The organism is Halomonas faecis, from assembly GCF_010993975.1.
In the GTDB taxonomy this organism is placed as follows: Bacteria; Pseudomonadota; Gammaproteobacteria; order Pseudomonadales; family Halomonadaceae; genus Halomonas; species Halomonas faecis.
On sequence record NZ_JAACZO010000006.1, the window covers coordinates 1 to 22,290 of the forward strand.

At 63.2% G+C, this 22,290-nt stretch carries 21 protein-coding genes; 14 read left to right on the forward strand and 7 right to left on the reverse strand.

Annotated elements, in window-relative coordinates:
- Nucleotides 1-375: 375 nt before the first annotated feature.
- The gene (locus GFD32_RS03585) at nucleotides 376-1,335 is read right to left on the reverse strand and encodes a DMT family transporter (protein ID WP_163575203.1); all 960 of its coding nucleotides are present in this window, start codon (nucleotides 1,333-1,335) and stop codon (nucleotides 376-378) included.
- Nucleotides 1,336-1,748: 413 nt separating this feature from the next.
- Between GFD32_RS03585 and GFD32_RS03590 the strand changes: the two genes are divergently transcribed.
- Complete coding sequence (locus tag GFD32_RS03590) at nucleotides 1,749-2,621, forward strand: EamA family transporter (RefSeq protein ID WP_163575204.1); 873 nt, start codon at nucleotides 1,749-1,751, stop codon at nucleotides 2,619-2,621.
- 11 nt (nucleotides 2,622-2,632) lie between these two features.
- Here the strand turns inward: GFD32_RS03590 and GFD32_RS03595 are convergent, their stop codons facing one another.
- A complete protein-coding gene (locus GFD32_RS03595; RefSeq protein ID WP_163575205.1) occupies nucleotides 2,633-3,220 on the reverse strand; it encodes a helix-turn-helix transcriptional regulator in 588 nt (195 codons plus the stop codon).
- A gap of 513 nt (nucleotides 3,221-3,733) precedes the next feature.
- Here GFD32_RS03595 and GFD32_RS03600 point away from each other — a divergent pair.
- The 6 genes from GFD32_RS03600 (at nucleotide 3,734) to ada (ending at nucleotide 8,988) form a co-directional block, all read left to right on the forward strand.
- Nucleotides 3,734-4,657: a bifunctional helix-turn-helix transcriptional regulator/GNAT family N-acetyltransferase gene (locus tag GFD32_RS03600; protein WP_163575206.1), complete on the forward strand. Its 924-nt coding sequence runs from the start codon at nucleotides 3,734-3,736 to the stop codon at nucleotides 4,655-4,657.
- A 50-nt stretch (nucleotides 4,658-4,707) separates the two neighbouring features.
- Complete coding sequence (locus tag GFD32_RS03605; RefSeq protein WP_163575207.1) at nucleotides 4,708-5,139, forward strand: PadR family transcriptional regulator; 432 nt, start codon at nucleotides 4,708-4,710, stop codon at nucleotides 5,137-5,139.
- Nucleotides 5,140-5,188: 49 nt separating this feature from the next.
- On the forward strand, nucleotides 5,189-6,352 hold the full coding sequence (locus tag GFD32_RS03610) for an MFS transporter (RefSeq protein ID WP_163575208.1): 1,164 nt from the start codon (nucleotides 5,189-5,191) through the stop codon (nucleotides 6,350-6,352).
- Entirely contained in the window at nucleotides 6,349-7,095 is a 747-nt protein-coding gene (gene arsH / locus GFD32_RS03615; protein WP_163575209.1) for an arsenical resistance protein ArsH, read from the forward strand. The genes GFD32_RS03610 and arsH overlap by 4 nt, the downstream gene beginning before the upstream one ends.
- Nucleotides 7,096-7,190: 95 nt before the next feature.
- A complete protein-coding gene (locus GFD32_RS03620) occupies nucleotides 7,191-7,649 on the forward strand; it encodes a cupin domain-containing protein (RefSeq protein ID WP_163575210.1) in 459 nt (152 codons plus the stop codon).
- Nucleotides 7,650-7,893: 244 nt separating this feature from the next.
- Nucleotides 7,894-8,988 (forward strand): bifunctional DNA-binding transcriptional regulator/O6-methylguanine-DNA methyltransferase Ada, encoded by a 1,095-nt coding sequence (gene ada / locus GFD32_RS03625; RefSeq protein WP_163575211.1) that lies wholly within the window; start codon nucleotides 7,894-7,896, stop codon nucleotides 8,986-8,988.
- Here the strand turns inward: ada and GFD32_RS03630 are convergent.
- Nucleotides 8,964-9,509 (reverse strand): Lrp/AsnC family transcriptional regulator, encoded by a 546-nt coding sequence (locus GFD32_RS03630; protein WP_163575212.1) that lies wholly within the window; start codon nucleotides 9,507-9,509, stop codon nucleotides 8,964-8,966. The two genes, ada and GFD32_RS03630, sit on opposite strands and share 25 nt — an antisense overlap.
- Nucleotides 9,510-9,576: 67 nt before the next feature.
- On the opposite strand from GFD32_RS03630, the gene GFD32_RS03635 reads away from it, so the two are divergent.
- Nucleotides 9,577-10,728, forward strand: coding sequence for an MFS transporter (locus GFD32_RS03635; RefSeq protein ID WP_240455541.1), 1,152 nt, complete (start codon nucleotides 9,577-9,579; stop codon nucleotides 10,726-10,728).
- Between the two features lie 184 nt (nucleotides 10,729-10,912).
- On the opposite strand, the gene GFD32_RS03640 is transcribed toward GFD32_RS03635, so the two are convergent.
- Nucleotides 10,913-11,335, reverse strand: coding sequence for a hypothetical protein (locus GFD32_RS03640; RefSeq protein WP_163575214.1), 423 nt, complete (start codon nucleotides 11,333-11,335; stop codon nucleotides 10,913-10,915).
- A complete protein-coding gene (locus GFD32_RS03645) occupies nucleotides 11,319-11,516 on the reverse strand; it encodes a helix-turn-helix transcriptional regulator (RefSeq protein WP_163575215.1) in 198 nt (65 codons plus the stop codon). Before GFD32_RS03645 ends, GFD32_RS03640 begins: the two co-directional genes overlap by 17 nt.
- Before the next feature lie 232 nt (nucleotides 11,517-11,748).
- Here GFD32_RS03645 and GFD32_RS03650 point away from each other — a divergent pair, with 232 nt between their 5' ends.
- Entirely contained in the window at nucleotides 11,749-14,850 is a 3,102-nt protein-coding gene (locus tag GFD32_RS03650) for a bifunctional diguanylate cyclase/phosphodiesterase (RefSeq protein ID WP_240455542.1), read from the forward strand.
- Between the two features lie 24 nt (nucleotides 14,851-14,874).
- Here the strand turns inward: GFD32_RS03650 and GFD32_RS03655 are convergent, their stop codons facing one another.
- Nucleotides 14,875-16,164 (reverse strand): MgtC/SapB family protein, encoded by a 1,290-nt coding sequence (locus GFD32_RS03655; RefSeq protein ID WP_163575216.1) that lies wholly within the window; start codon nucleotides 16,162-16,164, stop codon nucleotides 14,875-14,877.
- 84 nt (nucleotides 16,165-16,248) lie between these two features.
- Nucleotides 16,249-17,091 carry a deoxyribonuclease IV gene (nfo, locus tag GFD32_RS03660; RefSeq protein WP_163575217.1) on the reverse strand — a complete coding sequence of 281 codons (843 nt, stop codon included), beginning with the start codon at nucleotides 17,089-17,091 and terminating at the stop codon, nucleotides 16,249-16,251.
- A gap of 293 nt (nucleotides 17,092-17,384) precedes the next feature.
- Here nfo and GFD32_RS03665 point away from each other — a divergent pair, with 293 nt between their 5' ends.
- From GFD32_RS03665 to GFD32_RS03685, 5 genes are all read left to right on the forward strand, one after another.
- Entirely contained in the window at nucleotides 17,385-18,596 is a 1,212-nt protein-coding gene (locus GFD32_RS03665) for a TRAP transporter substrate-binding protein (RefSeq protein WP_163575218.1), read from the forward strand.
- Nucleotides 18,597-18,732: 136 nt separating this feature from the next.
- Nucleotides 18,733-19,344 (forward strand): TRAP transporter small permease subunit, encoded by a 612-nt coding sequence (locus tag GFD32_RS03670; RefSeq protein WP_163575219.1) that lies wholly within the window; start codon nucleotides 18,733-18,735, stop codon nucleotides 19,342-19,344.
- Nucleotides 19,341-20,762, forward strand: coding sequence for a TRAP transporter large permease (locus tag GFD32_RS03675; RefSeq protein ID WP_163575220.1), 1,422 nt, complete (start codon nucleotides 19,341-19,343; stop codon nucleotides 20,760-20,762). The genes GFD32_RS03670 and GFD32_RS03675 overlap by 4 nt, the downstream gene beginning before the upstream one ends.
- Nucleotides 20,752-22,104 carry an amidase gene (locus tag GFD32_RS03680; RefSeq protein WP_163575221.1) on the forward strand — a complete coding sequence of 451 codons (1,353 nt, stop codon included), beginning with the start codon at nucleotides 20,752-20,754 and terminating at the stop codon, nucleotides 22,102-22,104. The genes GFD32_RS03675 and GFD32_RS03680 overlap by 11 nt, the downstream gene beginning before the upstream one ends.
- Nucleotides 22,104-22,268: a hypothetical protein gene (locus GFD32_RS03685; protein WP_163575222.1), complete on the forward strand. Its 165-nt coding sequence runs from the start codon at nucleotides 22,104-22,106 to the stop codon at nucleotides 22,266-22,268. The genes GFD32_RS03680 and GFD32_RS03685 overlap by 1 nt, the downstream gene beginning before the upstream one ends.
- The last annotated feature ends 22 nt before the right edge of the window (nucleotides 22,269-22,290 follow it).

Here is a 22,290-nt window from a genome sequence, read left to right on the forward strand (position 1 = left end):
TCACCAGGCTCACCGCATCCGCCTTGAATTCATCGGAAAACCGACGTCGAGTCTTCTTGGTCATGAACACCTCCACTGCCTCCATTATGAGGCTTATCGGGGTGTCCGCTCCAATTGGACCACTTCAGCGCGCTTTGAGATGGCAAAGAGCATATCAGAGACACTCGGCCAATTGTCGTTCGTACGTGAGGCATGCCAGGTGCGACTCACCCCGGAGGATGAGTTGCTCTTGAACCATGGGAGGCGGCTGCTACGGCTCAACGAGGAGGCGGTGACCCAGTTTCTGACTCCCTCGCTGGAGGAGCGGGTCAGCCTCGGCACCACCGACGACGTGGGTAGGCGCATTCTTCCCGGCGTACTGCATGGCCGATGGCCTCATCGGTTCATGTCCTCTCGCCAGGCTTTCCAGTAGGTGCAAGCCGTTTTTCGCAACCGCCTCAACGGTCGACCGTCGATGCCCGCGAGCCCCAGGCCGATCAGTCCCATTCCGGCCAGGTGACGCCACTCGAGCCGCTCTCCCAGCACGAACGTCCCCAGCAAAATGGCACTGGCCGGAATCAGGAAGGTGACCAGCAGCAGGTTGGTCGCACCTGCGGATGCCAGCAGGCGGAAGTAGATGAGGTACGCCAGCGCGGTAGAGAACAGCGCCAGGCCGAACACCGCCGACCAGGTTTCCAGCCCCGGCCAAGGCTGCTGCCAGAAGCGTTCCACCGCCAAGGCCAAGGGCATCAGCACCAGCGCCGATGCCGTTACCTGCCCGCAGGCGGCGACCAGAGGCGAGCAACCCAGCGCACGGAAGCGACGTCCGAACACTCCGGCAAAGGCATAGGAAAGGGCGCCGGCCAGCACCGCTAGCTGCGCCCATGCATGGCTGGGGCTACCCTCGTGAACCTCAGTGCCCAGCATGTATGCCACACCGACGAAGCCGATTGCCACGCCCGCAAGTCGCCCCGGGGTGAAAGGCTCGTCGCGGGTCAGGAAGTGCGCCACCACGATGGTGAAGAAAGGCGTGGTGGCATTGAGGATCGATGCCAATCCACTGGTAATGTGCCCTTGCCCCCAAGCGATGAGCGTGAAAGGAATCATGTTGTTGAGCAGGCCCATGCCGAAGAAGGCTGCCCATAGTTCCCGGTCGCGTGGCATGCGCTGGCCCAGCAGGAGAATCAGGGCGTTCAGCGCCAGTGCCGCCAGTCCCACTCGCAGGGCCACGATGGTGAGCGGCCCCAGCTCCTCGACCGCCACCCCGACGAAGAAGAAGGAGCCGCCCCACAGCATCGACAGGGTCAGCAACAACGCCCACTCCATGGGCCCCATGGTTCGATCGATCGTTTTCATCGCTGCCACTCCGGTTGGGAAACGATGCCAACCTAGGGCAGCGGGGCGGCGAGGGAACTCCGCTTCTTGCGCTGGAAGTCGAGCGAAAGTGCGCGCGGCTCAGCGCCTTGCCTCGACCGTGATCGCTCGACAGTCATGTGGCGGCGGCTCGTCGGCGCGCGCCCGCGTGACTAGCTCACCGGTCTTCTCGGCTTGCAACGCTGAGTAAGAACGCCAGTTCAGGCGTGGCTGTCGCCATCATGGGAGGGAGCCGCGGGGTTAGATTGCAGAACCGTGTCCGATAGTGAGCTCCTCAGTGGATCGTCTAAGGCCTGAGGTCGGCTCCGAAATTTTACCGCAAGAATGTTCAAAACTCCCCGAAGAGGAGCTCGATATGATCAAGCCGCCACCCGTTAATTTCAGAGGTGACTGCGATGCTGAGGCTCGTGTTACCCGTCATCATCATCTGGGGCTGCAACTTTGCGGTGATGCGTATTGGCGTGCATGAGGTTGGTCCCTTCACGCTTGCAGCCTTGCGCTTTTTTATCGCCAGTGTGCCGTTGATCTTCTTCATCCGTCGACCGCGCGTCCCATTTATCTTTATCGTTGTTTACAGCATGACCTTCGGGTTCGGGCAGTTCGGGCTGCTTTTCGTCGCGATCTGGATGGGGCTTCCCTCCGGTATGGCCTCGCTTCTGGTTCAGTTACAAGTTGTATTCACGCCGCTCTTTGCCCTACTGGCTCTCGGACAGCGAATACCTTTGGCCACGGGAGTTGCCATCATCGTTAGTCTGTGCGGCCTGGGTTTTATTCTCTCCGAAAGCGGGGTGGCTGGTCCCGCCCCAATTATCCTCGGGGTTGCAGCAGCCATGTCCTGGGGTGCCTCGAACGTCGTCGTCGCTTGGGGATCGGTACATGGGCTGAACTACAACCCTGTATCCCTCGTCATATGGGCAAGTGCTTTTTTGCCGATTCCTTTCGGAATCATGGCAGGAGTTTCCGGAGAGCTCTCTCAGGCTACGATTGCCGATTTATGGAGTGCCTTGCCACCTGCTATTTACCTCGGATTGATTGCCACGGTAATGGCTTACCATTTCTGGGTTAAGGCCATAGCGACCTATACAGCGACGGCTGTCGCTCCGTTTTCCTTGTTGATTCCGATTATTGGTATTTATCTAGGAAACGTGCTCTTTGATGAAGCACTGGGTGTTGCGAGAATGACTGGAAGCGCGTTGATCATAGTCGGCATCGTGATACATATGGCAGGAGTGAGAGTGCGGTTGATGCGCGAGAGTGGCTCTGCATAGGGCCGCCTGTTTCAGTGAGAACTTTGGATCAGCCTTCGGTAGACGGCGGGGGTCGTTCCGGTTGCCTTTCGGAAGGTTCGAGTAAAGTGGCTCTGGTCAGAAAAGCCGCACCGGACGGCGATGTCAGAAATCGGGTAGTGGCCAGATAGAAGGTCTTCGGCTTTTCGTATTCTTCGATAGAAGACCCAGCGAGAAGGGCTTGTTGCGAAACTTTTCAAGAACATCTTCTGAAAATGGAACTCGCTGAGCCCTGCGATGCTTGCCAACTTTTCCAGGGTTAGGCTTTCGTCGAGGTTATCATCGATGAAATGCCGAATTCGGCGGGATATATAGGGGCTCAGCCCCCCAGTTAGGTGGAGGTCGCGACAGGGCTTGCTAATTCCGATAATCTCTCCGAAGAGGTCGGATAGAGCACATTCCACGGCTAGACGATCATCGGATGACCATGCGGCGAAAATACTGTCGAATGCATATCGAACTCTCGGGTACTCACCATAGGTGATCTCTGGAATATCACAAAGACGTGCATCCCTGTCGGTGATTTCCACATAGCGTCGGCGCAGCTCGCTATCCTCGACATGGATATGAAGAAACTTCAAGGGGCTACCGTGACCCCACTCGGAATCAGCGCCTTCTGGGATGAGGCAGATCTTACCCGGCCCTCCAGCACAAGAGTGCACTCCCTTGCGCACACTTCTGTGACCCCCGCTCAGGTAATAGCTGAAGGTATGCCCTTTTGGGGATGAGTAGGTAATGTCACGCCCAGAGTTGTGCCATAGCGATATTCTAACCCCATATCTTGCCTCGAGGTAGGACAGTCGGGATACCGCTTCCGCCTGTGATAGAAAATCCTGTGGCGTCATCGCTGAAGAAGGAGACATGGAGCTGTTTGCCAGCCGAGTCGTCGGGATGGGTGTCGAAGTCAGTCCTAGTGACGAGTCTTATCGTATTTAGCTCTCTTTGCAATCGATTATTGGTCTTGAATGAGAGTAGGTGAATACCATCTGGCCAATCAAGTGGCAGTCGGAGTTGGGCCACGGCAAGGCATTGTTGACATGGTTGCTTTAGGAAGCTAAATATGTGCTTTAGGCAACCATTAACAAGGCTCCCTCATGAGCGCAGAACGCCACCTCGAAGAGCGCGCCGGCACGGTACGCAGCTTCAACCGCTTCTACACACGCCGGATCGGCGTGCTGCACGAGCACCTCCTGGATAGCCCCTTCTCGCTGACCGAGGTCCGCATCCTGTATGAATTGGCGCATAGACCGATGCTGACCAGTTCGGACATCTGCCGGGAACTGGGCCTCAATGCGGGCTATGTGAGCCGCGTGCTCAAAGGTTTCGAGAGGAAAGGTCTCATCATCAGGACTCCCTCGCCCTCCGACCGGCGGGCTTCGCAACTGCAATTGACCGATCATGGTCGGGCGACTTACGGGCCGCTGAATGAGGCGTCGCAGCGTGAAGTCGTAGCCATGCTGGAAGATCTCTCGGAACTTGAGCAGCAGCGGCTGATCGAGGCGATGGGCCAGATCGAAAGCCTGCTCGGCGAAGCGGATTCGAGCTATCTGTTGCGTGATCCGCGGCCGGGCGACATGGGGTGGATCGTCCATCGGCAGGCCGTGCTCTATGCCCAAGAGTATGGTTGGAACACGGAGTATGAGGCGCTGATCGCCGAGATCGTCGCCAAGTACCTGCGCGATTTCGACCCGCGTTGGGAGCGGTGCTGGATCGCCGAAAAGCAGGGAAACGTCGTTGGGTCGGTGTTCGTCGTCCGCGAAGACGAAGCGACCGCAAAGCTGCGGTTGCTCTACGTCGACCCGTGTGCTCGTGGCCTTGGAATAGGGCGTCGCCTAGTGGATGAATGCCTGAGATTCGCCCGCCATGCCGGTTATCGGCAAATGGTTCTGTGGACCAACAGCGTGCTCACCGATGCACGCAGAATCTATGAACGAGCGGGTTTCGAGTTGGTGGAGGAAACGCCGCATCACAGCTTCGGTAAGGATCTCGTGGGCCAGGTCTGGTCCCGTCAGCTGTAGTTGATTGGCCTATCTTGACGCCTCGATCATCGAGGTATAGGTTTCCTGGCATGACCCAGACGAAAAGCGAACCGGCCGCGGGCCGCAAGATCCCTGACTACAGCGATGCTTCCTACTGGCGCGGCACCATCAAGATGTCGCTGTCGAAGTTCTTCGTGCTCAGTGTGCTGCACCGCAAGCCGATGCACGGCTACGAGGTGGTGCAGGCGGTGGAGAAGAGCACCCATGGATGCTGCAGTCCGTCGGAAGGTACGGTTTACCCGATGCTCAACGAGTTCGAGGCGGGAGGCTACCTGAGTTCGAGCGTCGAGGTGGTGCAGGGGCGCTCGCGCAAGGTCTACGCGCTGACCGACAAGGGGCGGGAGGCATTTCAGGTGGCGGTGGACGCCTGGCTGGAAGCCACGAACTGCATCCTCGAGGGGCAACGGATGGCGGGCGGTGCGGCGGCAACTCGGGTGACTCAGGAGGAGCGGGGAGGATGAACATCGGAAGTTTTTTCACGCCCCCATGCCTCGTTGATCGAGGTATCAAATGAACGCCCGCCCCCGCGTGGTGCTCGCCCTGGGCGCTTCCCAGACCCTGGCCTGGGGCTCGACCTACTATCTGCCGGCCATCCTCGCCGTGCCCATGGCGCGGGATCTCGGCCTTTCCGCCGGCACGGTGTTTGCGGCGTTCTCCTCGGCTCTGGTGGTGTCGGCGATTCTGGGGCCGGCGGTAGGGCGGCGTATCGACCGCTTCGGTGGGCGCGATGTGCTGACGGTATCGAGCCTGGTATTCGCTCTGGGCCTGCTGCTGCTGGGGCTGGCCGCCGGGCCCTTGATGCTGTGGATAGGGTGGCTGGTGATCGGCATCGGCATGGGCATGGGGCTTTACGAATCGGCCTTCTCGACCCTGACCGGGCTCTACGGTCGCGAGGCGCGCGGCCCCATCACTGGCATCACCCTGCTGGCGGGCTTCGCCAGTACCGTGTGCTGGCCGATCACCGGTTGGCTCGACGCCGAGTTCGGCTGGCAGAACGCCTGCTTCACCTGGGCGGCGGCACATCTGCTGCTGGGCCTGCCGCTCAACCGCCTGCTGATTCCCTTCGGCATCCAGCCGCCTGTGACCCATGCCGAGCCAGCGCCGGGCGAATCGAATTCGACCTGGCTGCCCATGGCGCTGTTGGCCTTCGTCTTTGCCGTGACTTGGTTCATCAGTACCGGCATGGCAGCGCACCTGCCATGGCTGTTGCAGATCGCGGGCTTGACGCCGGCCGGCGCCATTGCCGCCGCGGCGCTGGTGGGGCCGGCTCAGGTCGCGGCGCGCTTGCTCGAGTTCTCGCTGCTGCAGCGCTTTCATCCGCTGCTCTCGGCGAAACTGGCGGTGGTGGCTCACCCCATCGGGGCGCTCGGCGTGATGACGCTGGGGGCACCGCTGGCCACGCTGTTCGTGCTGCTGCACGGCGCCGGCAACGGCATTCTCACCATCGCCAAGGGCACGCTGCCGCTGGCCATCTTCGGTCCTCACGGCTATGGCCTGCGCCAGGGCGTGCTGATGGTGCCGGCACGCTTCGGCCAGGCACTGGCACCGCTGGCTTTCGCTCTGCTGATCGAGCGTTTTGGCACCCAGGCACTGCTGTTTTCCTCTGCCCTGGGGCTCTTGGCCGTGGTGGCGCTGCTCGTTCTGCAAACCCACGCCCTGAAGGAGGCGACATGAGGCTTCGCACGCTGTACGACCCTGACCATCTGCCGGCCCTCGACGAGCGCTTCGCTCTCCGGCAGCCCAGCCAGGGCTTGCCCGATCCCCTGGGCCATCCGCCACGCATCCTGCTGCTCTACGGTTCGCTGCGCGAGCGATCCTATTCGCGCCTGGCGGTGGAGGAGGCGGCGCGGCTGCTGCGCCATTTCGGCGCCGAGACGCGCATCTTCGATCCTTCCGACCTGCCGCTGCCGGACCAGGTGCCGGGCGACGATCACCCGGCGGTAAGGGAGCTGCGCGAGCTGGCCATCTGGTCCGAAGGTCAGGTGTGGTGCAGCCCCGAACGTCATGGCCAGATCACCGGCGTGATGAAAACCCAGATCGATCATCTGCCGCTGAGCCTGGGCGCGGTGCGGCCCACCCAAGGACGAACGCTGGCGGTGATGCAGGTCAGCGGGGGCTCGCAATCGTTCAATGCGGTGAATACCCTGCGTCTACTCGGTCGCTGGATGCGCATGGTCACCATCCCCAACCAGTCCAGCGTGCCCAAGGCATATCAGGAGTTCGACGAAGCCGGGCGCATGCGTCCCTCGCCGCTCTACGACCGTATCGTCGACGTGATGGAGGAACTGGTTCGCTTCACCCTGCTGCTGCGGCCTCACGCCGAGACGCTAACCGACCGCTACTCGGAGCGCCGCGAGGCGGCCGGCGCCAAGGCCGACCCGGTGACGGACAAGGCGGCAGTGGGCCAAACGGCTTGACGGTGGGATGAGGCCCCTCGCAATCGGCCAACAACCCACTCTTCCTTGTCGTGGCCGACCGTCCAGGCGGCGACTCGAATCGAAGGAGAACTGACATGTACCTATCGGCGCAGGATATCGAAGCCCTGGAGGGCGTGAGAAAGACGCATTTCCTCAATGCCCAGGCCGTGCGCATCAACAAGTCGCTGGGGGATGCCGTGGGCATGACCCAGCTCGGGATTCACCAGATCAGCGTGCCACCCGGCCACTTTTCCACCGAGTTCCACTGCCATCGCTACGAGGAGGAAGCCATCTACGTGCTCTCGGGAACCGGCGTGGCAACGCTGGGCGAGTGCAAACAGTCGGTAGGCCCCGGCGACTTCATCGGCTGTCCCACCAATGGCGTGGCCCATGAAATGTACAACGATGGCGATGAGCCGCTGGTATGCCTGGTGGTGGGGCAGCGGCTGGCCCAGGATGTTTCCGACTACCCCCGCCTGGGGAAGCGGCTGTATCGCAACAGCGGCGAATGGAGCCTAGTCGATCACGATGCCATCGAGCACGTGAAGCGTTAGCTTCCCGGTAAGTAAGGGCTTACCGGGGCGCTGGTCGCTGTCTGCAGGGTAGCAGGGGCTCGGGCGGATGTTGAAAACGCTCACTCCGCTTCTTGCCGCCGAATCGAAAAGACCGGCAATGCTATGCTGCGACTGTTGCGCAGAGTCGGGTTCGTTTCGAAAGCAAGTAACGGAGTGTGCCAGGCGGGTCCAGGGCTCATCCTGAACTCATGGAGAACGTCGAAGCCACTGCAGGGGGCCCGCCATGATCGAGACAACGACCAATTCACTCGCCACTTTCGATTCCGATGAGGCGAAATGGGCGGCGGTACTGGCCCGCGATGCCGCGGCGGACGATGCTTTCGTCTATGCGGTGCGCACCACCGGGATCTATTGCCGCCCTATCTGCGCCTCGCGCCGGCCACGGCGTGAAAACGCCGAGTTCCATGCCGATGGGCCGGCAGCCGAGCGGGCCGGCTATCGGCCTTGCCAGCGCTGCCGGCCTCAGGAAATCTCGCTGGCTCAGCGTCATGCTGCGAGCGTTGCCCGCGCATGCCGGCTCATCGAAGCCTCCGACGAACTTCCTTCGCTCGACGAGCTGGCGCAGGTCGCGGGCCTCAGCCGTTTCCATTTTCACCGCGTGTTCAAGTCGACCACGGGCCTGACGCCCAAGGCTTATGCCGTGGCGCAGCGTGCCGAGCGGGTGCGGGCCGAACTGCTGACCCGCGAAACGGTGACCGAGGCGATTTATGACGCGGGCTTCAACTCCAGCGGACGCTTCTACGCCGCTGCCACCCATATGCTCGGCATGACGCCGCAGCGCTACCGTTCGGGAGGGGAGGGCATGGAGATTCGTTTTGCCCTGGGAGAGTGTTCGCTCGGAACCATTCTGGTAGCGGCCAGTGAAAAGGGCATTTGCGCCATTTCGCTGGGGGACGATCCGGAACGACTGCTGGAGGAGTTCCAGGAGCGCTTCGCCAACGCCATCCTGGTACCGGGGGGCAAGGATTTCGATGCCTGGGTGGCTCGGGTAGTGGGCTTCGTCGAGGCGCCCCACGTCGGGTTGTCGCTACCGTTGGACATTCGTGGCACCGCCTTTCAGCAGCGGGTCTGGCAGGCGCTGACCGAGATCCCCGTGGGAACGACGATCAGCTATGCCGAGCTGGCGGAGCGCATCGGTTCTCCCCGAGCGGTGCGCGCCGTGGCCAGTGCCTGCGCGTCCAATACCATTGCGCTAGCCATTCCCTGCCACCGGGTGGTGCGCAGTGACGGAGCGCTCTCGGGCTACCGCTGGGGCGTCAAGAGGAAGCGTGCCCTTCTCGAGCGGGAGCAGGATCACGAACTCGCGGGCGGTTCGTGAACCGCCTCCTCCAACTGACCAGAGATGCCCGCCTGTGGCGTGCGTTCCAGGTAGGTGGAGAGCACCACGTAGCTGCGTGTGGCTTTTACGCTCGGCAGCGCATAGAGCCGGGCGAGCAGGCCCTCCAGGGCGCGGCTGCTGGCGCAGCGCACCTTGAGCAGCATGCAGGCGTCGCCAGCCACCGAATGGATCTCCTCGACCTCCGGTAACTCCGAGAGCGCCAGCAGGTCCTGGGTCTTGCCCCATCCGGTGGAGTCGACGTGCACGAAGGCCAGGAATGGCTTGCCCATCTTGGGGCCGTCCAGCATCGCTACCGTGCCGCGAATGCGCCCCGTTGCACGCAGCCGCTTGACCCGCTCATGCACGGCAGGGGCCGAGAGTCCGGCGCGATTGCCCAGTTCGGCGTAGCTGAGCCCGGCGTCCACGGCCAGCTCGCCTAATATTTTTCGGTCGAAGGTGTCCAGCGGGCGCGTCTCCTGGCTCTTGCCCCGAACGATTTCTGTTTTTTCAAAGTTCGGCATTTTCGCAATTGCTCCGAATGAAATTCCTTTCTTGAATGTTAGTGTCGAACTTCATTTGGAGAAAGCCGTGATTACTCGTCACCTTATTCTGCTGACTGCCGCCATTGCCGTGATCGGTGCCAATTCGTTGGTGCTGAGCCCCATTGCCGCTTCGGTGGCGAGAGCGTTCCCGGGCGCTGGCGCTGCCGATGTCATGACGGCTGCTGCTTTCTATGGCTTGGCCACGGCGGGAAGCGCGCTCTTCCTGGCTTCGATAGCCGACCGTATCGGTGCCGAGCGGGCGCTGGTGCGGGCCCTGTCGGTGCTGGCGGCGGCGCTGGCGCTGGCGGGCAGCGCGCCCACGCTGACGATCCTGATCGGGGCTCAGGCTCTGGCCGGGTTGGCAGCCGGTGTGGCGCTGCCGGCTATCTATACCTTGACTGCTCAAGTAGCCACGAAGGGGCGCGAGAGCGAAACCCTGAGCTTCGTGCTCACGGGCTGGACGCTGAGTCTGGTAGCGGGCGTCAGCCTGTCGGCGGTGCTGGCCGATATCGTGCACTGGCGAGCCGTCTTTACGCTGCTGGCACTGGCGGCGGTCGTGCTGGCCCTGGGCGTGGTTCGCTGCCGAGAGTGGGGGAGCGTGCGAGCCGTCATGCCGACATCGCCGCTGACGGCACTGCGTGTACCCGGCGTGCTGGGCGTACTGCTCAATGTGGCGGCCTTCATGACGGCGTTCTATGGTCTGTACAGCTATCTCGGCCCGCATGTCAGTGACGTGCTGAAGGCTTCGACCACCTTCGCCGGGCTGACGATTGCCGTTTATGGCGCCGGTTTCGGCATCGCCGCACCGCTGGGACGCTGGGTCGATCGGCACGAGATGAGTACGGTGGCTTGCGTGGCCTTTGCCGGCCTGATCCTCGTCTATCTGGGGTTGATGGCGTCGACGGCGTTGCCCCTCGTTCTGCTGGTTCTCTGCCTGGCTTGGGGTATCGCCAACCATGTCGGTCTCAACCTGCTGCTGTGTCGCCTGGGGGAGCTCGATCCTAACCAGCGAGGCGCCATCATGGGACTGTACAGTGCCATTACCTACCTGTGCGTCTTCGTCGGGGCGCTGCTCTACCGGCCGATCTTCACCCACTTCGGTTTCGCCGCCTGTGCCTGGGCCTCGGCGATGCTGGTGCTGCCCTCGCTGGGCTGGGCGGTGGAGCAGCGGCGCAGAAAACAGGCTGCGTTGGAGTAGAGTGCGCTGATATCTAAACGCGACAGACGATCCTGACTTGCGCGCCGGCTTCAGGGCCGGCACATGGATCGATCATGCGGGATCAGACATTCGGCTCGTCGAATCCAGCTTTATGGCGGGCCTGGCGGCCAGAATACCGCGTAGCCGCGCCACGCCCGCTCTGCCGATTCCTCGAATCGTTAGCCTACAGGCGCCAGCGCAGGATCACGGTGGCCACCATGTGGGTGAGGCCGCCGACGAAGCAGACTAGGGTGAAGGCACCCGGTGTGCCGCGGGCGATCTCCCACAAGAAGCCTGCCAGGGCCACGGCCAGTACGGCGAAATAGGCCGCCGCGAGGGCGCGCAATTGAATGAAGGCATGGCGTTCATCCAGCGGCGGGTCGTGGCTGAGCACCTGAACCGACTCGAAGCGCTGGCCGAAGCGCATGACCGCCGCGTAGAGCAGCATGATGGCGAACATCGCCAGGCCGATGCCAGGCGCGTCCGCGGCCAGCCAGGAGACCAGGAACATCGTCAGCCCCAGGGCGATGCCGACGAGGGGAACGGTCAGCGGGCGCCGTTTGGTCGATGGCGCGCGGGGGGCGTCGCCTCTATGCGTGTCGATCATCGAATACCTCCTCGACGGGCTTGCCGAAGAATCGCGCCAGGTTGAGGGCCAACGGCAAGGAGGGGACGTAGCGGCCGACTTCGATGGAGTTGATGGTGTTACGCGACACGCCCATGGCATCGGCCAGAGCCGCCTGAGTCATACCCTTCGCCTTGCGCAGGGCGCGAACGTGATTGATCATGAGACAAGCCTGCTTGTCATGGAGCGAAGTGTCAAGCCTACTTGGCATGTGGAAGAGCACTGAGTCGTGCGGTTTTGACGGCCATGACTCGATAGGAGGTGGCGGTGTCGAACGAATCGAAAGGCGGCGCCCGAGCTTGTCTTGATGAATATCAATATTTCTGAGGGTGAGCCTTATACCCGCGTATCGGATAGACTCTCATGCAATGTCTCGACGCGAGTAAGGCTATGTCATGAGGGAGCTTTCAGCGGTGGTGCCGGAGCCGGAGCCGGTGGTCGGAGGGAGACAGCGCACGTTTCGGTGGCGCGCCATCTGTCTCTATCTGTTGGCGGTGGCCGTGATGGTCGCCACCCTGGCATGGGTACTGGTCGACCAGTACCGGCGCGACCTCGAGGATGGCAAGGCAGAGCTGCAAGCACGGGCGGACATGGTCGCCGAGTGGGTGGCCGGTTACTTTGCGCTGAGCGAACATTCGTTGAATGGCATGGTGCAATGGCTGCAAGAGTCCTATGTGGAGGGCAACGACGGGGAGGCTTTCGCGCCACGGCAGCTGGCGTCGTTTCTGGCCGGGCGACGCGACAGCATCGACTTCGTCGATGAACTGAGCCACGTCGACTCTCAGGGTCGCGTGGTGGCTTCCTCCAGCAGCGTGCTGCCGCCGGGGTTCGATGTCAGCGAGCGGCTCTTCTTTCGTCCTTTCCAGCAAGATTCAGACCGCCAGGAAACGGTGACGCCACTTTACTGGTCGTCGCTTTCGCAGGCTTTCCGGGTGGTGCATGCCCGTCGTCTGGAAGGCGGCGATGGTACCTTTCAGGGGGTCGTCCTGAGTCAGCTCGATCCGTCGATTTTCAGCGCAGCGCTGGAGCGGCTGAGCATGACGGCCGGAGAAAGCATTGCCATCCTCGACGGCAACATGCAGCTGGTGGCCCGTCGGCCGGTGTTCGGACCTCAAAACGAGGACGGCGTGTTGGGCATACAGGTCGAGGAGCCTCACACCCGCGACTTCATCGATAGTGGCGAAACGAGCACCAGCGTGCGTGTACCATCGCCATTGGATGGCGTCGAGCGGCTCTACTGGATGCAGCGCGTCGCGGACATCCCTTATGCAGTCGTCGTGGGGGCAGAAACGGAGGTGCTGCTGGCCGGCTGGCGGCAACGTGCCTGGGGCCTCAGTGGGCTGGCGTTGCTGGTGGCGCTGCTGGGCGGCGTGGTGGTACGCCACTATTTCCGCCGGCTGGACATGGAGTCGGTGTTGCACCAGAGGCTGCTGGAGCGTGAGCGCGCGCAGCGCGAGGTGGAGAATCGCGAATCGCGTCTGGCTGCCTTGGTTTCCTCGCTCCAGGACATGATTTTCGTGTTCGATGCGGTGGGGCGGTTCGTCTACGTGCATGCGCCCGACCGCAGTCAACTGATGCTCGATCCAAGCCAGGTGCTCGAGCGCCACTATCGCGACGTCTTGCCTCCTTTCATGGCCAAGCCGCTGGATAAGGCGTTCACGACCCTGCAGACCGATGACCGGCCGCTGGAATACGATTATCAACTGACCCTGGACGGCCAGACTCGCGACTATCATGCGGTCGTCAGCCCGCTCGCCGAGCATGGCGATACGTTCAGCGGCGTGTTGGCGTTGGTGCGCGACGTGACACAGGCTCGTGCCACCGAGGCTCAGCTACGCATCGCCGCCACGGCATTCGAGACGCATCTCGGCATGATGATCACCGACGCTGAGGGCTCCATCCTCAAGGTCAACGATACCTTCACCCGGATCACTGGCTATTCCCAGGAAGAGATCGTGGGGCAGGGCATTCGACTGCTGCAGTCAGATCAGCACGATGAGCGGTTCTACGAGCAGCTGTGGGCGAACGTCAGGGAGCAAGGCAGTTGGCAGGGCGAGATCTGGAACCGCCGCCGCAACGGCGAGCTGTTCCCCGAGTGGCTGACCATCAGTGCGGTGCGTAACGAGAGTGGCGAGTTGACGCACTTGGTGGCGACTTTCAGCGACATCAGCGAGCGCAAGGCCGCCGAAGAGGAGATCCATCAACTCGCGTTCTTCGATTCGCTCACTGGCTTGGCCAACCGGCGTCAACTGCAGGATCACCTCGATGCCGCGCTCAGGGAAAGCCAGCGCAATGATCAGTACACGGCGCTGCTGTTCATCGACATCGACAACTTCAAGCAGGTCAACGATACCCTGGGCCACCATCAGGGCGATCGGTTGCTGCAGTACGTGGCCAAGCGGCTGGGTGGAATGCTGCGCAAGACCGACACCCTGGCGCGCATCGGTGGCGACGAGTTCGCCGTGCTGCTGCGAGGCTTGGGGACCGATCAGGACGGTGCGGCCGGCATCGCCGAGCGGGTAGCCAACAAGCTGCTGATGGTACTCCCCTCTCCTTGCTGGCTGGAGGGGGAGAGCGTCAAGGTGACCGGCAGCATCGGCATCACTCTCTGTCACGGTCGGGAAGTCGACGGCAGCGTGCTTTTCCAGCAGGCGGATATGGCGCTGTTCCAGGCCAAGGATGCCGGACGCAACACCTTGAGCTTCTTCGATCCGGAAATGCAGGCACGGCTCCAGGCCCGTGCCGGCTTGGAGAACGACCTGCGCCGAGCCTTGACGCGTCGTGAATTTCAGCTGCATTACCAGGTGCAGGTGGATGCGGCAGGCGGTGTCACCGGCGTCGAAGCGCTGTTGCGTTGGTTTCATTCCGTGCGGGGGTGGGTATCGCCGGCCGACTTCATTCCCCTGGCCGAGTCCAGTCGGCTAATCATCGAGATCGGCGATTGGGTGTTGGAAACCGCCTGTCGCCAGTTGGCCGCCTGGGCGCGAGATCCTGCCACGGCCGGTTTGAGCCTCTCGGTCAACGTCAGTCCACAGCAGTTTCGCGAGCCCGGTTTCGTGGCTCGGGTGACGTCCCTGATCGAAGAGAGCGGTGCCCCGCCCGAACGGCTGGAGCTGGAAGTGACCGAGAGCCTGTTCGTCGAACACCCCGACGAGGCTCACGATATCATGCTGTGTCTCAAGGCCCGGGGGGTGACCTTCGCTCTGGATGACTACGGCACCGGCTATTCGTCGCTGGCCTATCTCAAGCGGTTGCCCCTGGACAAACTGAAGATCGACCAGTCCTTCGTGCGCGACCTGCTGGAGGACGAGGCGAGCGCAGCCATCGTCGCCAGCACCATCGCGCTCTCCCACAGCCTGCACCTGGCGGTGATCGCCGAAGGCGTCGAGACCCCGGCGCAGCGCGACTGGTTGGCCGCACACGGCTGCGAGCACTACCAGGGGTTTCTGTTCGGTCGGCCCATGCCGGTCGATGCCCTCGACCTGCCGAGAGACTGAGTGTTCTGGTGTTGACAGGCCCTCTCAGAGGGCCGCCCCCCACCAGGCCAGCAGCAGCCCCACCAGGAGCGAGGCGATCATGGGCGCGGCGACGTGACGGGCGAGCTGGCGGGTACCGAAGCCGGCGGCGAGCCCCGCCTTGACCAAGTTGTTCACGGCAGCGGCGATGACGATGCCCACCACCGCCGTGTCGGCATCGACTCGCCCCAATGACATGCGGGTCAACGACAGGGTGATGGCGTCCACGTCGGCAACGCCCGATGACGCCGCCAGCAGGTAGATGCCGGCTTCGCCGAGCCATTCGCGCAGCCATTCGCCGAGCACCATGATCAGGGCCAGCAAGGCCCCGAAGAGCAGGGCGGCGCGCAGCTCCAGCGGGTTCTGGGTCAGCTGAGGTCGGTCGACCTTGAGCTTGCGTCGCTGGGTCCACCAAAGCAGCAGCGCCGGCACGTAGAGCGCCAGCCCCATCACGGTGATCGGCAGCAGCAGCTCGGGCAGCAGGCCCGGGCTGATCACGGCGGCATACAGCAGAATGCGCGGAAACATGGTGCCGCAGGCGAGCAGCACTCCGGCGGCGAGCATCGTGCCAAGGGCGGGCAGTTGGTGCGACTGACGGGAGAAGTGCAGGGTCAAGGCGGTGGAGGAACTGAGTCCGGCAAACAGCCCGGTGAAGAGAATGCCCTTTTCGGCGCCGCCGACGCGGATGGCGAAATAGCCGACGAAGGAGATCGCGGCGATCATCACCACCAGCCACCAGATCTCATAGGGGTTGAGCACCCCGCCGGGGCCCATGCCGCGGTCGGGCAGCAGTGGCAACATCACCGCGGTGATCAGCAACAGCTTGAGGCCGGCATCCAGCTCATGGGACTGCAGTTGATTCAACAGCCCGTGTATCTCGCGCTTGTTGTCGAGGATCACCGCCGTGATCACCGCGCCGGCGGTGGCCAGAGCCAGGTCGATGGCCACGGCGATGGCCCCGAAGCAGAAGGTGAGCAGCAGCCCGATGAGCCCGGTGATGCTGAAGTCCCGGCTCTCCGTCATGCGCGCTCGCCATGCCACCAGGCTGATGCCGGCCACGGCCACGAAGATCAGCGGAAAGGACCACTGGCTCACCTCGGCGGAGAGCAGCGCGGCGATGCCGCCGAGCAGCCCCACCAGGGCATGAGTGCGGACGCCGGCCACGCGTTCGCCGGCTTGCTGCTCGCGGGCCACCCAGCCGCGCTCGATACCGATCAGTGCGCCCAGCAGCAGCGCCACCGTCAGTTGGATGACGGCTTCGTTGGCGGTGACGAACTGGCTGGCGACGTCGTCCATGGCGGGCGGTCGGCGCTCCTTGGCGGTGGCTGAAGGCCGGGATCTTCATGGTGACCCGCAGCGTGGGCGACTGCAACGTTGCCGCTACCCCAGCTGAGCGCGCAGCCAGGCGATCTCATCCGCCCAGATCGCCGGTTCGATGGTCTCCAGCACCAGCGGGATCTCGTCGATGCGCGGGTCGCGCATGATCGTGGTGAAGGCATCGAGCCCGATGTTGCCCTGGCCCAGGCTGTGGTGACGATCGACACGGCTGGCGTACTCGCTCTTGGCATCGTTGAGGTGCATGCCGCGCAGGTACTCGAAACCGACTACCTCGCCAAACTCATCGAGCGTGGCGGTGCAGGCCTGGGGCGTGCGCAGGTCGTAGCCGGCGGCAAAGGCATGGCAGGTGTCGATGCACACTCCGACCCGCGACTTGTCATCGACCTGCTCGATGATCTCGGCCAGGTGCTCGAAGCGCCAGCCCAGGTTGGTGCCCTGACCGGCCGTGTTCTCGATCACCGCGGTGACGCCCCGGGTTCGATCCAGAACGAGATTGATCGACTCGGCGATGCGCGTCAGGCATTCGGCCTCGCTGATCTTCTTGAGATGGCTGCCGGGGTGGAAGTTGAGCAGCGTCAAGCCCAGCTGTTCGCAGCGCTGCATCTCGTCGAGAAAGGCGTCGCGCGACTTGGCCAGACCGGCGGCATCGGGGTGGCCGAGATTGATCAGGTAGCTGTCGTGGGGAAGGATCTGGCCGGGCCCGAAGCCGTGCTCGCGGCAGGCAGCCCGGAAGGCCTCGATGGCCTCGTCGGTCAGGGGCTTGGCCCGCCACTGGCGCTGGTTCTTGGTGAACAGGGCAAAGGCATCGGCGCCGATTTCCACGGCGCGCTCGACCGCCTTGTCGGGGCCGCCCGCGGCGCTGACATGGGCTCCTAGGTATTTCATGGCGCTATTCCTGCACGCGAAGTGGGAGGGTCGGCAGGGTAACACGCCGGAAGGTTGGCCATGAGGTGGAAGGTGAATTCAGACAATAGTGCCATCAGCATAGCCAGCGCTGCACGGCTTGAATAATGCCGCGTTTCAACGCTGTTCCAGCAGTGGAAAATGGACCTTTTCGTCAGGCTCTCCTTTACTGTAGGCGAAGTGCCTTTGCTGCACTTGGCGGCCTCTTGTCCCGCTGTTGGTAGGCCGCAAAAGATAACGACAACGCTGTGGTACGCAACGAAGAGGAAACAACAATGGATAACCGCACAGACGCCAGCAAGAATCCGACCACCGCCATCGCGACGACATCCGACGCCACGCTGCCCACTGCTGGCGGCGTTACCGAGAAACCCACTTCCCGCCGCCAGTTCCTCAAGGGGGGGCTGCTGGCCACCGGCGGCGTGGCGGCCAGTACCATCGGTGCGCCTGCCGTTCTGGCGCAGAGCCCGATCGTCGTCAAGATGCAGACATCGTGGCCCTCCGGCGATATCTGGATGGACTTCGCCCGTGAATACGTCGATCGCGTTCACCGCATGTCGGGCGGTCGACTACAGATCGACCTGATGCCGGCGGGTGCCGTGGTCGGTGCCTTTCAGGTGCTCGATGCAGTGGCCGATGGCATCATCGACGCGGCCCATTCGGTACCGGTGTATTGGTACGGCAAGCACAAGGCGGCCTCGCTGTTCGGCACCGGGCCGGTGTGGGGCGGCGATGCCAACACCATGCTCGGCTGGTACTACCAGGGCGGGGGCGAGGAGCTCTACCGCGAACTGACCCAGGACATTCTGGGGCTCAACCTCTACGGTTTCTTCGGCTTCCCCATGCCGGCCCAGCCGTTCGGCTGGTTCAAGGACCAAGTCAATTCCGTCTCCGACGTCGAGGGTCTGAAGTATCGCACCGTGGGCCTGGCCGCCGACCTCTTGCAGTCCATGGGCATGAGCGTTGCTCAGCTGCCCGGCGGCGAGATCGTGCCGGCCATGGAACGGGGCGTCATCGATGCCTTCGAGTTCAACAACCCGTCTTCCGACATGCGCTTCGGCGCCCAGGACGTCGCCAAGAACTACTACCTCTCTTCTTACCACCAGGCCAGCGAGTCGTTCGAGTTCCTGTTCAACAAGGACTTCTTCGACGACCTGGACGAAGATCTGCAGGCCATTCTGCGTCATGGCGTGGAAGCCGCTTCCACGTCCAATACCGCCTCGGCGCTGGACAACTACTCCGCCGACCTGCAGGCGCTACAGGAAGAGCATGGCGTCACCGTGCACCGCACCTCCAAGGAGATCCTCGATGCCCAGCTCCAGGCGTGGGACGAGCTGATTCCTCAGCTCGAAGAAGACGACTTCATGCGGCGCTGCATGGAGAGCCAGCGTGAGTGGGTCGAGCGCGTCGTGTATTACGAGCTCATGAACAAGCCCGACCTGGCCCTGGCCTATGAGCACTACTTCCCGGGCAAGCTGAACCTCTGATTGCGCGGCGCCGGCCTCCTCGGTTTTACTCCGGGGAGGCCGAATGGCGCCTGAATGGAAGGTTCATCGTCTTTCACGCGTGGCGTGGCGGTCGACTGACCGCCACGCCAGCCGATCCGGTAGGTGTGCTCGCACTATGATCAACGTCATTCGTTTCATCGATCGCTTGACGAGCTGGTTCGGCCGGGCCTTCGCCTGGCTGATTCTGCTCATGGCGTTCGGTATGGGCTACGAGGTGGTATCGCGCTATGCCTTCAATGCGCCCACCGCCTGGTCCTTCGATATGTCCTATATCCTCTATGGCACCCTCTTCATGATGGGGGGTGCCTACACCCTGGCTCGCAACGCCCACGTGCGCGGCGACTTCCTCTATCGACTGTGGCAGCCGCGCACCCAGGCCAAGGTGGAACTGGTGCTCTATTTCATCTTCTTCTACCCCGGCGTCACGGCCCTGGTCATCTCCGGCTGGAAGTACGCCGAGCGTTCCTGGCGTTACCTGGAGGTGAGCACCTTCTCCCCGGCGGGCGTGCCGATCTTTCATTTCAAGACCGTGCTCATGGTGGCCGGCATCCTGCTGTTCATTCAGGGGATCGCCCAGGTGTGTCGCTGCATCATCTGCATCCGCACCAATGAGTGGCCGCCGAGCGTCGAAGACGTGGAAGAGCTGGAAGACAAGCTCATGCGTCAGGCCGCAGCCGGTGAAATCGACACGTCGTATGAGGCCGACCAGGAGAGAGACGACAAATGACGGATCCTCAGATCGCTATCATGATGCTGGGGATCTTCATCCTCATCATCTTTCTCGGCTTCCCCATTGCCTTCACGCTGATGGCCTTGGGGGTCCTCTTCGGCTACTTCGCCTACTTCAACCCCGGGCGCATGTGGCGCGACTACGACCGTGCCGTGGAAGCCGGTGCCGGCAACTGGGAGCTCATCGAAACCTGGGTCGGTGGCTTCTTCAACAACCGAATATTCGATCTCTTCGTCAATCAGACCTACTCGGTCATGGCGAACGAGGTGCTCACCGCAGTACCGCTGTTCCTGTTCATGGGCTATATCGTCGAGCGCGCCAATATCGTCGACCGGCTCTTCTCGACGCTCTACATCGCCGCCAAGCGGCTGCCCGGCTCCATGGCCGTAGCGGCGCTGATCACCTGTGCGCTGTTCGCCACGGCCACCGGCATCGTCGGGGCGGTGGTGACGCTGATGGGGCTGCTGGCTCTGCCGGCCATGCTCAAGGCCCGCTACGACACCAGCTTCGCCTCGGGCGTGATCTGCGCCGGCGGTACGCTGGGCATCCTGATTCCGCCCTCGATCATGCTGATCGTCTATGCGGCGGCCTCGGGGGTGTCCATCGTGCGCCTCTATGCTGGGGCGCTGCTGCCGGGTTTCCTGCTCGCCGGGCTCTACCTGATCTACATCATCGGGCGTGCGTTGCTGCAGCCCTCGGTGGCGCCGAAGCCTCGCGAGGAAGACGTCGGGGACGTGCCCACCGGAAAGCTGATCCTCATGGTATTCACCTCCTTCGTCCCGTTGGCGGTGCTGATCATGGCGGTGCTGGGCTCCATCCTGTTCGGTCTGGCCACGCCCACCGAAGCGGCGTCGGCGGGCGCGCTCGGCGGTCTGCTGCTGGCGGCGGTCTACCGGGCCTTGACCTGGCAGCGGCTGCGCGAAGCGGTCTACCTCACCATGAAGACCACGGCCATGGTGTGCTGGCTGTTCGTCGGCTCCTGGACGTTCTCCTCGGTATTCTCCTACCTGGGGGGCGAGCACCTGATCACCGAGTTCGTCACCGGGCTCGACATCTCGCCGTTGACTTTCCTGTTGCTGGCGCAGTTCATCATCTTCCTGCTCGGCTGGCCGCTGGAGTGGTCGGAGATCATCATCATCTTCGTGCCGATCTTCCTGCCGCTGCTGCCGCATTTCGGCATCGACCCGCTATTCTTCGGTATCCTGGTGGCACTCAACCTGCAGACGTCGTTCTTGACGCCACCCATGGCGATGTCGGCGTACTATCTCAAGGGTATTGCGCCACCGCAGGTGCAGCTGACCCAGATATTCCGCGGTTGCATGCCGTTCCTGGCCATGGTGTTCCTGGCGATGATCGTGCTGTACAACTTGCCGCAGATCGTCTTTTGGCTGCCGGAGGTCGTTTATGGGCGCTAAGCGCAATCCCGCTCAGGAAATGGCCGCACTCACCGCCAGTGAGGCGGCCCGGCGCATCGCCGAAGGGGTGCTGACCTCGGCCGATCTGGTCGCCGCCTGTCTCGATGTCATCGATGCCCAAGAAGAGCAGGTTCGCGCCTGGGCCTTCCTGGATCGCGACAAGGCCATGCTCGAGGCCAAGGAGCGCGACCGGCGCCGCCAGCGCGGGCTGCCCCTGGGCCCCCTGCACGGGGTGCCCGTAGGGGTGAAGGACATCATCGACGTCAAGGGCATGCCCACCGGCAACGGCACGCCCATCGACGAAGGGCGGCGGCCTTTCGAGGACGCCACGGTGATCCGTCGCCTGCGCGATGCCGGCGCAGTCATTCTCGGCAAGACGGTGACCACCGAGCTGGCGTATTTCCACCCAGGCAAGACGCGCAACCCGCACGATCCCTCGCGTACGCCGGGTGGCTCTTCCAGTGGGTCGGCGGCGGCGGTGGCGGCCGGCATGGTGCCGCTGGCGCTGGGTAGCCAGACCAACGGCTCGGTGATTCGGCCGGCGTCCTATTGCGGGGTGGTCGGTTTCAAGCCCGGCTTCGGTGCCGTGCCGCGAAGCGGCGTGCTCACGCTGGCCCCCAGCCTCGACCAGCTCGGTATCTTCTCCCGCTCCATCGAGGATGCCGCCCTGATCGAATCGCTCATGGGGCCGGATGACCGGGACGACGATGCCCGGGAAAACCCGGGTCCGCTCACGGCCACCGCGCTGACGGAGCCGCCGGTGACGCCGGCCCTGGCTCTCGTGAGAACGCCATTCTGGGAGCGTGCCGATGCGGCCATGCGCGATGCGTTCGGCGAGCTGGCGCCGGCTCTGGGAGGCGCCGCCGCCGAGGTGGAGCTTCCCGAGCCGTTCGGACGCGGCGTCGGCTGGCTGGGCGGTGTGATGGCAGCCGAGATGGCGCGCAACCTCGGCCACTACGTGGACCGGGCCCCGGACCAGGTCAGCGAGAAATTGCGTGAACTGGTGGCCGACGGACGAGCCATGCGCGCGCCCGATTACCTGGCAGCCCGCGACATGCGGCGGGTGTTGCGCGATTCGCTGGGTCCGCTCTTCCACCGCTTCGACGTCATCGTCACGCCGTCGGCCACCGGGGAGGCACCCATCGGGCTCGAGAGCACCGGCGACCCGGTCTTCTGTAGCCTGTGGACCTTCTGCGGCTTGCCGGCCATCAGCCTGCCGCTGATGACCGGGGCCAACGGAATGCCGATCGGCGTACAGCTGGTGGCACCGCCGGGCCAAGAGGCTCGCTTGCTGCGCACCGCGCGCTGGCTGGTGCGCACCCTTTCTCAGGAGGCCGGCTAATGACCGACAAGATTCTTGCCGTCGTGGCGCTGTGCGGGCTGATCGCCTTTCTGATCACGGTGCCGATCTTCGTGCCGCACATCGACCTGATTCTGTTCACCCTGGGCTGCGTGCTGCTGGCCGTCTACGACTTCTGGAACGAATTGGCCAGCCGTCGTCGCTGAGCGCGATCCATCTTGCCAAGGC

Excerpts from the sequence above, each read along its gene's own strand:
- GFD32_RS03605 (WP_163575207.1), top strand. The coding sequence starts at position 4,708 with ATGACCCAGACGAAAAGCGAACCGGCCGCGGGCCGCAAGATCCCTGAC.
- GFD32_RS03590 (WP_163575204.1), top strand. The coding sequence starts at position 1,749 with ATGCTGAGGCTCGTGTTACCCGTCATCATCATCTGGGGCTGCAACTTT.
- GFD32_RS03655 (WP_163575216.1), bottom strand. The coding sequence starts at position 16,164 with ATGGACGACGTCGCCAGCCAGTTCGTCACCGCCAACGAAGCCGTCATC.
- GFD32_RS03685 (WP_163575222.1), top strand. The coding sequence starts at position 22,104 with ATGACCGACAAGATTCTTGCCGTCGTGGCGCTGTGCGGGCTGATCGCC.
- GFD32_RS03640 (WP_163575214.1), bottom strand. The coding sequence starts at position 11,335 with ATGATCGACACGCATAGAGGCGACGCCCCCCGCGCGCCATCGACCAAA.
- GFD32_RS03610 (WP_163575208.1), top strand. The coding sequence starts at position 5,189 with ATGAACGCCCGCCCCCGCGTGGTGCTCGCCCTGGGCGCTTCCCAGACC.
- GFD32_RS03630 (WP_163575212.1), bottom strand. The coding sequence starts at position 9,509 with ATGCCGAACTTTGAAAAAACAGAAATCGTTCGGGGCAAGAGCCAGGAG.
- GFD32_RS03600 (WP_163575206.1), top strand. The coding sequence starts at position 3,734 with ATGAGCGCAGAACGCCACCTCGAAGAGCGCGCCGGCACGGTACGCAGC.
- GFD32_RS03670 (WP_163575219.1), top strand. The coding sequence starts at position 18,733 with ATGATCAACGTCATTCGTTTCATCGATCGCTTGACGAGCTGGTTCGGC.
- GFD32_RS03585 (WP_163575203.1), bottom strand. The coding sequence starts at position 1,335 with ATGAAAACGATCGATCGAACCATGGGGCCCATGGAGTGGGCGTTGTTG.
- GFD32_RS03650 (WP_240455542.1), top strand. The coding sequence starts at position 11,749 with ATGAGGGAGCTTTCAGCGGTGGTGCCGGAGCCGGAGCCGGTGGTCGGA.
- nfo (WP_163575217.1), bottom strand. The coding sequence starts at position 17,091 with ATGAAATACCTAGGAGCCCATGTCAGCGCCGCGGGCGGCCCCGACAAG.
- GFD32_RS03680 (WP_163575221.1), top strand. The coding sequence starts at position 20,752 with ATGGGCGCTAAGCGCAATCCCGCTCAGGAAATGGCCGCACTCACCGCC.
- GFD32_RS03645 (WP_163575215.1), bottom strand. The coding sequence starts at position 11,516 with ATGATCAATCACGTTCGCGCCCTGCGCAAGGCGAAGGGTATGACTCAG.
- ada (WP_163575211.1), top strand. The coding sequence starts at position 7,894 with ATGATCGAGACAACGACCAATTCACTCGCCACTTTCGATTCCGATGAG.
- arsH (WP_163575209.1), top strand. The coding sequence starts at position 6,349 with ATGAGGCTTCGCACGCTGTACGACCCTGACCATCTGCCGGCCCTCGAC.
- GFD32_RS03620 (WP_163575210.1), top strand. The coding sequence starts at position 7,191 with ATGTACCTATCGGCGCAGGATATCGAAGCCCTGGAGGGCGTGAGAAAG.
- GFD32_RS03665 (WP_163575218.1), top strand. The coding sequence starts at position 17,385 with ATGGATAACCGCACAGACGCCAGCAAGAATCCGACCACCGCCATCGCG.
- GFD32_RS03675 (WP_163575220.1), top strand. The coding sequence starts at position 19,341 with ATGACGGATCCTCAGATCGCTATCATGATGCTGGGGATCTTCATCCTC.